Source organism: Pseudoalteromonas sp. TB25 (genome assembly GCF_000497995.1).
In the GTDB taxonomy this organism is placed as follows: domain Bacteria; phylum Pseudomonadota; class Gammaproteobacteria; order Enterobacterales; family Alteromonadaceae; genus Pseudoalteromonas; species Pseudoalteromonas distincta.
Map to the genome: position 1 here is coordinate 1 of NZ_AUTI01000165.1, position 9,459 is coordinate 9,459.

Annotated in this window: 11 protein-coding genes; 7 read left to right on the top strand and 4 right to left on the bottom strand. The window is 38.1% G+C overall.

Annotation, left to right across the window (positions count from 1 at the left end; all coding sequences use genetic code 11):
• A partial coding sequence (locus L652_RS0103545) for a TonB-dependent receptor (RefSeq protein ID WP_024603295.1) occupies nucleotides 1-1,673 on the bottom strand: 1,673 nt, incomplete at its 3' end.
• Between the two features lie 688 nt (nucleotides 1,674-2,361).
• On the opposite strand from L652_RS0103545, the gene L652_RS0103555 reads away from it, so the two are divergent.
• From L652_RS0103555 to L652_RS0103585, 7 genes are all read left to right on the top strand, one after another.
• Entirely contained in the window at nucleotides 2,362-3,021 is a 660-nt protein-coding gene (locus L652_RS0103555) for a hypothetical protein (protein ID WP_240915870.1), read from the top strand.
• Between the two features lie 3 nt (nucleotides 3,022-3,024).
• Nucleotides 3,025-3,699, top strand: coding sequence for a Crp/Fnr family transcriptional regulator (locus L652_RS0103560; RefSeq protein ID WP_002961843.1), 675 nt, complete (start codon nucleotides 3,025-3,027; stop codon nucleotides 3,697-3,699).
• 71 nt (nucleotides 3,700-3,770) lie between these two features.
• Nucleotides 3,771-4,178, top strand: a complete 408-nt coding sequence (locus L652_RS0103565; RefSeq protein ID WP_024595496.1) for a hypothetical protein — start codon at nucleotides 3,771-3,773, stop codon at nucleotides 4,176-4,178.
• 84 nt (nucleotides 4,179-4,262) lie between these two features.
• Entirely contained in the window at nucleotides 4,263-4,766 is a 504-nt protein-coding gene (locus tag L652_RS0103570; protein ID WP_024595497.1) for an Mpo1-like protein, read from the top strand.
• A 59-nt stretch (nucleotides 4,767-4,825) separates the two neighbouring features.
• Entirely contained in the window at nucleotides 4,826-5,617 is a 792-nt protein-coding gene (locus tag L652_RS0103575; protein ID WP_024595498.1) for an SDR family oxidoreductase, read from the top strand.
• 61 nt (nucleotides 5,618-5,678) lie between these two features.
• Nucleotides 5,679-6,272 carry a DUF2238 domain-containing protein gene (locus L652_RS0103580; RefSeq protein WP_024595499.1) on the top strand — a complete coding sequence of 198 codons (594 nt, stop codon included), beginning with the start codon at nucleotides 5,679-5,681 and terminating at the stop codon, nucleotides 6,270-6,272.
• Nucleotides 6,273-6,341: 69 nt separating this feature from the next.
• Nucleotides 6,342-6,779, top strand: a complete 438-nt coding sequence (locus L652_RS0103585; RefSeq protein WP_029753188.1) for a GNAT family N-acetyltransferase — start codon at nucleotides 6,342-6,344, stop codon at nucleotides 6,777-6,779.
• An 87-nt stretch (nucleotides 6,780-6,866) separates the two neighbouring features.
• Here the strand turns inward: L652_RS0103585 and L652_RS0103590 are convergent, their stop codons facing one another.
• The 3 genes from L652_RS0103590 to L652_RS0103600 all read right to left on the bottom strand — a co-directional run.
• The gene (locus L652_RS0103590) at nucleotides 6,867-8,117 is read right to left on the bottom strand and encodes a hypothetical protein (RefSeq protein WP_024595500.1); all 1,251 of its coding nucleotides are present in this window, start codon (nucleotides 8,115-8,117) and stop codon (nucleotides 6,867-6,869) included.
• Nucleotides 8,118-8,534: 417 nt separating this feature from the next.
• Nucleotides 8,535-8,714, bottom strand: a complete 180-nt coding sequence (locus tag L652_RS0103595) for a DUF6435 family protein (protein WP_002959772.1) — start codon at nucleotides 8,712-8,714, stop codon at nucleotides 8,535-8,537.
• Between the two features lie 159 nt (nucleotides 8,715-8,873).
• On the bottom strand, nucleotides 8,874-9,459 hold a 586-nt coding region (locus L652_RS0103600), incomplete at its 5' end, for a PQQ-dependent sugar dehydrogenase (RefSeq protein WP_024595501.1).

Here is a 9,459-nt window from a genome sequence, read left to right on the forward strand (position 1 = left end):
CCTGCCCAGTAACCAATTTGAGATGCGCTGCCAGTATAACCTTGGTTGAACGAGCCCGATGTATCGTAGTCGTCAAACTCAGCTAAAAAGTTTGTTGGGTTTAGGTAGCCATCAGGTAGTTCGCCTGGGTTTTCTATACCCCAGTTACCCATTGTATTACGTGTAAGTGATTGCAGTGAATGGCTTTCCATAGAGCGAGACTCTATACCAAAGTCAATTGCCCCGTTTTCAATTTCGTATTTACCATGGATTCTAAATTCTGTGATTTCAGATTCTTGGCGAGCAAAGTTAGAATCTAAAATAGACGTACCCACATCAGAGGCATCTAATGTGTTATTACAATTTAGGTTGTCTCGGCGGCAATCATCAAAATCGATACTCATTGATGGAAGCTCGCGGCTAAAATCAACTTCTTGTGCGTTAACTACGTTTGCGCCTAAGCCTGCGTTTACCCAGCTGCCGTAAGGTGCATCTGGTTTGCTAGTGGCTTTTGAATTGTGCGCATCAAACATAAAGCTTAATTCTGAGTTGAAATAGTACTCAACGTTTAAACCAATAGAATCGTTTTGGTTAACTTGGTTTAGCTCTTGAAACGCTAAACCTAAATCGCGTGTTTGCTGATCGCGACGTTCTTCTCGGTAATAAATCGGGGTTTTTACCGTGTTATCGTCAAACGTTAGCGCGCTTTTGTAGTTATCCATCCAAATTGATTGCTCAGCACGGGCTTCGAATAAATCTTGCTTAGAATATGTGTAATCAAGCGTGGCTGTTAAATCGTCAATAGGGCTGTATTGCAGCGTTAATTGCGCGTTTGTACGAGTACGTTCTCTGTCGGCAATGGTGTAGCGCAAATCTGATGGCATTGAATAAAGCTGGCCAACGGCGGGTGCATTAGTTAAAACAATATCGTCTGCAGCTTGTGGGATTGTGCCGTCAAAAGCTGATGTATTCCATTGATTTACAAACGCACCTGTTGATGAGCTATCGCGCTGTTGCATGCTTGCAGTTAACGAGGCACCAAATTTAGCTTCACTGTCGGTCCAGCTAATTAAGCCCGAAAGCTCAGGTGTTATGTCATCACCAACGCGGTTTGTTGAGTCGTGTAAAGCTTTTACGCCAATGCTTGAAACAAAGCCTGGGTTATCAAGTGGGCGAGCGGTATTAATATTAATTGTTGCGCCAATACCACCTGATGCAATGCTTGCTTTACCAGTTTTATATACTTCAACCGATTTAACGCTATCAGACGCTAAGTTTGCAAAATCAAATGCACGAGAGCTGGGTGTACCACCGCCTGCAGGCAAAGATGCCGCCGGCATTGTACGCCCGTTTAGGGTTACCATATTGTAGTCGGGGCCAAAACCACGAACCGTTACTTTAGAGCCTTCACCATTTGAGCGATCAATCGACACACCCGTAATACGCTGTAGCGACTCGGCTAAGTTGGTATCTGGGAATTTACCAATATCTTCAGCTGATATAGCATCTACAACACCGGCGGCGTCGCGTTTTAAACGAGTCGACTCTTTAATACTGCTTTTAAAACCAGTAACTTGGATTACTTCAACATCTGTATTTGCTTCTTGTGCATATACAGGCAAAGAGATTGATGCACCTAAAATCAGAGATAGGCTGGTCGCTATCTTTGTTTTTCTTACAATATGGTTGGACATTCGGTTTCCCTCGCGCTTTTATCATTATTATTAACAGCTTGTATGGGGCTGTTATTGTGTAGTTATAAACATTGTCAAATGTGTGGAAGCGCTTCCAGAAAAATCTGTTTAACTAGGATTTGTGGAAGCGCTTCCAGAAATGCTAGTTTATATTTTGAATAGGGTCAACTGTTGTTTTAATAAAATGAGACTAAATTGTTTTTAAAATGTATGTTTTTTGGATTTAATTTTATTTAAATCATAAATTACAATTGGTTATAAAAAGCCGTTTGCAATAGTGCTGTAACAACATTTTATTATAAGAAAACCAATTATTGATTAATTTAGTTATTTACACATTTTTATAAGGTGTTTAAATCAGCTTTTAATACTAGCTAAAATTAATAAATCGGCCGTTGGTCACTCAACAAAAAATAGGTACATTTGCTAACTTAGCGAAAATGCCGATGTAGTGATTATGTACAACGCAATTGAAGCAATCGCATCAAGCGGCGGTTCTATCTCAGTTTATGTATCGGTCATTAAAAACCAGTAGTTGTTTAAAAAATCGTTAATTAAATCACTAAAAAGTAACGTAGTTTTTGCAGAAGATGGTTTAAAAATAAACTTATAAAGTATTGCGCATAAGGTGTTGCGAGTCGCTAGTTTTATCGCTATTTTAAAGGCTCTCTCATAGATGGATTTTATTATGCGCATTAAATTTTTAGCGAGCTTTTATTCTTTCTTCTTGTTTGCATTGTTTGGTTGTGACGACCAAAGTATGGCAATTCAAGGTAGTCCTCAGCTAAATAATAATGTAAGTAACTCACCCTCTAATCTCAAAGTAAACACGCCTTCAGCAGCTCAAACACACGAACCCGCTTTAGTGGTCGGTATGCTAGCAACACATTGTAAAAGTAATGAAGCAGCCTACATTAACGCAAAAATGCATAAAGTTGTGCGTAACCCAGATGAAAATACAGCCTACAAGTTAGAGCCTACCGATAAAGTGCTTTCTATTTGTGTTGCAAAAGATGACTCATCGCTTAGTTATCGATTTGGTAGAGTTAATGACATAGGGCTTGAAAAAGAAGCAACACCGAATGCTCCATTTGGCAGTTACTACAGGCAAGTAGGGCGTATTGGCGAGAGTATTTTATTTTTTAGTAACGGCGAATATCACTACTATATTATTAACTCAGGCGGTATGGGCAGCGGTGTAACCGTTAATGTTTATAAAAACGATACATTAATAACTGAGCTGTTTTCGGGTAATGATCCTTACGATGATTTTGTTATAGCAACCGATTTAAATTTCCCTAAAAAATTGGTTATCGAAAAACAGCCATTTAATAAGCAAATGCAGTAAATAATGACTCCACAGCAGCAAAACGTTATAGAGCAAGGGCATTGGTTTAAAAACCGTAGCGCTTATTTAAAAAGCTTTTTATTAACGCAGGGCAAAACGCTCTCACTAAAGGCTCAGCAATCATTATTTTTGCGAGGTGATAAGCACGATGGAATTTATGCCGTACTTAGCGGCGTGGTGCGTATTAGTGGCGTAAGTAACGAAGGCAAAGAAGCTGTATTGAGCTTTATTGATTCATCACTGTGGTTTGGCGAAGTTACCTTGTTTGATGGTGGCCTGCGCACTCATGATGTATATGCACAAACTGATGTTGTGCTTTTTTACGTGCCCCAACGCGAGCTTGAACAGCTATTAAACAAGCAGCCACAATATTGGCAAGAGTTTGGTTTATTGCTGGCACAAAAGTTACGCCTAATGTTTACCTCAATGGAAGATCACGCATTACTAAGCGCTGAGCAAAAAGTATGCAATCGACTTTTAATGCTTAGCGAACATACTGAGCACTTAACACCGCTTGTTTTATCTCAGCAGCAACTTGCTGATATGACCTACCTAACGCGCCAAACTATTAATCAAATACTGCAACAGCTTGTTAGCCTACAAGCCATTAGTTTGGGGTATCAACGCATAACTGTTTTAGATAAACAAAAGTTACAGGCGCGTGCTACACAAGCTTAAATAGAGACTTTTTTATTTAGTTGGAACCAAAATTGCTACAGATAATGTAACGCAACAATGGATTTGACCTAATGACTACAATAACCTTTAAAAATCAATATAGTAATTATAACTCTCCTACAGTAAATAAAGCGGCAGGTTCAAGCGAAGTTGCGGCAACTAATACCCTCCCTAATGAAAAACCAAATGGTGTTAAAGGCATAAGCTCAACGCCTAAAGATCAAACGTTTTTAGAAGGTGCCCAAGAAGCGCTGGTTTATCAGCGCTTAGGTGTAAACAAAGACAAAATAGACGAGCTAAAAGCGACAATAGAAGAGCTCACTAAAGAGCTACAAGGTCAGGGCGCAGACCCTAGCGCAATTGCTAATAAAATAGAGGAACTTCAAAAAATGCTTGAGCAAGAGTATCAAAAAGGGCGCGAGCGAACGGATATGCAAGATGAGCATGAGCCGGGTAAAATAATTTCTGCATTTGTTTAATTTACAAAATGTCGGATACCTGACATTGTTGCTATGCTTACTTTTGCTAAAGTAAGTTTTATATATAAAAATAAAGGCAAAACAATGAAAACACTTCAACAGCAACTTGGTAAATATGGTTTATATCATCGTTCTAAACGTAATGTACTAACGCACTTTATTGGTATTCCGCTCATTGTATTTGCAGCGTTGTGTTTACTAGCGCGTATTCAAATCCCCCTTGGTAGTGTAGTAATTGATGGCGCACAACTTTTTGTATTAGCGTCGGTTGTTTATTATTTTATGCTGAGCTTTTCGCTTGGCTTTATTATGGCCGTGATATTCACTTTACTCCTTGTTGGTGCTCAGCCTATTGCGGCAATGTCGTTTTGGCCTTGGTTGAGTATTGGCCTAAGTGTGTTTGTATTTGGTTGGGTACTGCAGTTTATTGGGCACTATTACGAAGGTAAAAAACCAGCGTTTGTAGATGACCTAATGGGTTTAATTATTGGCCCTTTGTACGTAACTGTTGAACTACTATTTTTAATGGGTTTTTACAAAACATTAGAAGATGAAGTAAACGCGATAGCTGGTCCTACAAAGGCGTAAAATACTTTTCTAAGTACCTTAATAAAACTTAATAAATAATAATAAAAGGCAGATAACGCATGCAATATAATAATAAAACCGTGTGGATCACCGGCGCATCATCAGGTATTGGTAAAGAGCTTGCTATACAATTTGCCGAGCTTGGCGCGCGCGTTATTTTATCGGCGCGCAATGTAGATAAACTAAACGATTTAAAAGCAACGCTTAAAGGCGAAGGGCACTTAGTTTTGCCGCTGGACTTAGCCCAGCCAGAGCATGTACTGAGTACAATAACAGCAAACATGAGCGAGCTTCCTGTAATAGATATTTTAATTAATAACGGCGGCGTATCTCAGCGTAGCTTATTTTTAGAAAACGACTTTAACGTGTACCGCCAATTAATGGAGGTTAATTACTTTGGCTCAATTGCACTTACTAAAGCTGTATTGCCTACTATGGTGGCAAGGCGCAGTGGCTCAATTGTGTCTATTAGTAGTGTGGCGGGTAAAGTTGGGTCAAAATTTAGAACAGGTTATTCGGGTTCTAAATATGCGGTGGTTGGTTTTATGGATTGCCTACGAGCAGAAGTAGCACAACATAACATTCATTGTTTAACAATTTGCCCAGGCTCTATTAAAACAGCAATTGCGCATAACTCACTAAACGAGCAAGGCATAGCTCAAAATAAACCAGAAGAATCGATAGAAAATGGGATGGATGTAAGCGTAGCTGCTTCAAAAATGATTCGTGCCATTAGCAATAAAAAAGACGAAGTGATTATTGGCAAAGGTTTGAGTGGTTGGGCGCCTACAATTAAGCGCTTTTTTCCTACTTTGTTTAATCGCATTACTGCAAAAACAAACTATAGGTAGCGTCGTTTATTTCAAAGGCGTAAAATGCCGTAAATTTGATCAATTTAGAAAAGGATTCTAAATGAAGTATTTATGGTTGAGCCTGTTTTTTATTGTATTAATTTGGTCTGGTATTAACCCAAAAGATCAATTTACATGGCTGCTTGAAGTTATCCCCGCAATTATTGGTTTAGTGCTGCTAGCAAGTACCTATAGCCATTTTAAACTTACCCCTATTTTATATACATTTATTTTAGCGCATTGCATAGTGCTGATGATTGGCGGGCATTACACCTACGCCGAAGTCCCTTTTTTCGATAACCTATTTGGTAGCGAGCGTAATAACTACGACAAGGTAGGGCACTTTTTTCAAGGTTTTGTACCAGCACTACTAGCACGCGAAATTTTACTGCGCAAAAAAGTAGTAAACGGCAAAGGTTGGTTAATCACCTTTGTTATTTCGGTATGTTTAGCATTTAGCGCGTTTTACGAATTAATAGAATGGTGGGTTGCAGTATTAAGCGGCGAAAACGCAGAAGCATTTTTAGGCACGCAAGGTTACGTGTGGGATACCCAATCAGATATGGGACTGGCGTTATTTGGGGCTATTTGCTCGCTATTAGTACTTTCAAAGGTACACGACAAACAGCTTAAAAACGTTAAAAATTATTTATAGACTATAGGAACGTTAAAGACTTTCTATAAGAATGTTTATAAAAACATTGGTAAAAAAGACTATTAACTTATGACCGCAAACATTAGTGATTACTCAATCAGCACAGACAAAAGTAAACTTAACTTTAACGTTATTTATAACTTTATTGCTAATAGCTATTGGGCCAAAGGCATTCCTAAAAGCGTGATGCAATCAGCTATTGATAACTCAATGTGCTTTGGTGTTTACAGCGCTCATAACGAACAAGTTGGCTTTGCCCGAGTAGTGACCGATAAAGCAACCTTTGCCTATTTAGCCGATGTATTTATTACTCCGCACTTGCAAGGTAATGGGCTGAGTAAGTTACTTATTAAAACAATAGTAGAGCACCCTGAGCTGCAAGGGCTCAGGCGCTTTTTATTAGCGACTTCTGATGCGCATGGTCTTTATGCGCAATACGGGTTCAAACCGATAGATAACCCCGCACTGCTAATGCAAATAAATCCTGAGAATGTGTATGGGAAATAGCAGCGTATTTCTACTTTTTCCTCCTCGATGTTAAGAGGAGGTGTTCACTAAATTGGGGGAAAACCAAAATCCCATTTCAATGGCTTGTTATGCCGCATTGATTGGTTTACTAGATGAGATAAGTACTCGATGTGCTAAGAAATTAGCCAGTTCAATATCATAACCCAAATTTTTAACTTCTTTACTTTGAGGGTGAAGTACATCTAACTCTCCCTCTGCTCCTTTTGTATGTACTATTCGACATCTTATATTATAAAACCTTTGCCATACCTGCTTTAATAAATCACCATCGTCTGCATTGGAATTTACTTGATATTCAGAAAGTTTAACTGCATTTTTTGACCGAAAATATTCCTCTCTGTTATTTTCAGACTTTAGCCAGTCTCGAAGCAAACTTACATCGATGCATTCCCTGAAGGTAGACTCCAGTTGAGAAAGTTCTGACCGAGCAGATGAAGCAGACTTAACTATATTAAAAATTCTAGCTATATCTTTTTCATTATGAGAATTGAAGCAAGGGTCTTTAAGAGTATTGGCAACTTTCTTTTGAGCAGCCAACTCAGAATATATTGGATAGTAAAATTCAATGACTTGGTATAAAGCTAAATACTGTAACAGTGGCATGCCAATAGAAGATTGTGCATACCAATATAATGACAATGCTTCGGTATCATACTTCTGATTAACTGCAGTTAACTCTAGGTTTTCCGTGGCTGAGTTATCAGTTTTAACGCTTGAAAAACTTCGCTCTACCGCAAGCATTAATGGGAGATTTGTTTTGCAGTCAAACTGGAAGCATATTGATGCAAAAATAGTCTCTATTATTTCTTTTGCTTTGTCATGGCTAGTAACATTCACCCCTGTAATCTTTAGAGAAGTAGCCCAGTTTTTTCTTCTATCAAACCGTTCAATATCCATCATTGGTCGAGAACGAGCTGTATCTTTATATATATCTAGGAGGTGAAACTCATATGATACTTCAGATAGTTCGACCTTTACATTCGTAAGGTGTGTATCAATAATTAGTTTCCCAGCTTCAGAAACATCTTTATTGCTGCGAAAAATTCGATCAAAAACAAAGCCTCTTTGTGGTAGTTCTATCTCACATTCAATAACATCATGCTCTTGTGACCAAATAGCTTCATAACCTTCAATAAACCGATAATCAAGAAAGTTAATATTACGCTCTACAGCGAACTGAGCAATTCCTTCATTTAAAGTGATATATTTAAAGGCACGAGCTTTAGGGATTTTTATTTTTAATAAATTGCGTTCTGTTACCTGTTCACATTCTATAGACTTTGTTAGACAGTTCGTGGAAATAATTTCGATGCTCAATGAACACTCCTTTGCGGCATAAAACTTTATTAAATTTTACTTTAGGGTTTATAATTCCCCAAAATAGCTTGCATTACATTATCTAATAATTCCACTTAAAAACGCTATTGTAAACAGTTGTTTATACGAGTTGTAAAATAAGCTTTGTTGTCAAATCTCAAAACGACTTTTAATAATATTATGAGACAATATATAAAACAGTTTAGACCCACAGTGATTTATTTTGTTTTATGAAGTGAGATTTGGCTGTTTATCTGAAGTTTTAAAGTAATGGTAGGGTGATATTTAATGACTACTTTTACTTGGCAGTAATTAAAAAATACTAAACCTGTATAAGTAGGGGCTATACGAATTTACGATTTATTTACTAAACGAAGCTCTGTGCTTTTATAGTAGAGCCTCGTTTAGCATATTTACTCACTTGGCTTTTTTAGCCTCTAGAGTTTCTATTTCACTCCAGATTTTTTCGGCTTCTGCACTTAACATTGCAAAGCTTTTAATGTCGCCTTTTCTTTGTGCCTGCATGCCTTGCTCTAGTTTTACGTCGTATTCTTTACGCAGTTTTTTTATTGGGTCAGGCTTTAAAAATGAAAACATTATTATTCTCTTAATTTATTAAATTATATGTATTTAGTGTACGCATTAATTGGCTTAATAGTTCTTTGTTTGGTGAAAATGTTTACTTTGCGCTTTAAAAGCGCAAAGTAAACACGGTGTAGTTATTAACGTACTGTGTGCTAGTTCTGGTTCTAGTGCTTACGTTTCTGGCTCTAGGCGTTTAATACCTTGTCCATCAATACCTAAATAAATAAAACCATCGCTGCCTTGGGCTAGGCTGCGTACTCTGCCAATTCCATCGAGTATTTTATATTGCTTAACAACCTTGCCCTTTGAGAGTTCTAGTGCGCTAATGAATGCAAATTTCATTGATGCTAGTAATAGCTTACCTTTAAGCTTTGGGTATTTATCACTCGTTACATACAACATATCGGAGGGGGCAATTGAAGGGGTCCAATGTAATACAGGCGATTGCATGCCGTCTTTTTCTTTAAGGTCGGTAAACTTGGTACCACTGTAGTTAACGCCATAACTTACTAAAGGCCATCCGTAGTTAGCGCCTTTTTTTATAATATTAAGTTCATCGCCGCCGCGTGGTCCGTGCTCGTGAGACCATAAAATATTGTTTTGATTATTAAACCACATGCCTTGTGGATTACGGTGCCCATAAGACCATGCCGCATGTTTTGCATCTTTTTGTTTAACAAACGGATTGTCGCTTGGGATACGGCCATCATCGTGTAAGCGATAAATTTTACCGCCATCGCGAGTGAGATCTTGCGGG

What these genes read in the sequence shown, in the direction of transcription:
- L652_RS0103580 (WP_024595499.1), top strand. Translation starts at nt 5,679, where the DNA reads ATGAAGTATTTATGGTTGAGCCTGTTTTTTATTGTATTAATTTGGTCT.
- L652_RS0103555 (WP_240915870.1), top strand. Translation starts at nt 2,362, where the DNA reads ATGCGCATTAAATTTTTAGCGAGCTTTTATTCTTTCTTCTTGTTTGCA.
- L652_RS0103575 (WP_024595498.1), top strand. Translation starts at nt 4,826, where the DNA reads ATGCAATATAATAATAAAACCGTGTGGATCACCGGCGCATCATCAGGT.
- L652_RS0103595 (WP_002959772.1), bottom strand. Translation starts at nt 8,714, where the DNA reads ATGTTTTCATTTTTAAAGCCTGACCCAATAAAAAAACTGCGTAAAGAA.
- L652_RS0103560 (WP_002961843.1), top strand. Translation starts at nt 3,025, where the DNA reads ATGACTCCACAGCAGCAAAACGTTATAGAGCAAGGGCATTGGTTTAAA.
- L652_RS0103570 (WP_024595497.1), top strand. Translation starts at nt 4,263, where the DNA reads ATGAAAACACTTCAACAGCAACTTGGTAAATATGGTTTATATCATCGT.
- L652_RS0103565 (WP_024595496.1), top strand. Translation starts at nt 3,771, where the DNA reads ATGACTACAATAACCTTTAAAAATCAATATAGTAATTATAACTCTCCT.
- L652_RS0103585 (WP_029753188.1), top strand. Translation starts at nt 6,342, where the DNA reads ATGACCGCAAACATTAGTGATTACTCAATCAGCACAGACAAAAGTAAA.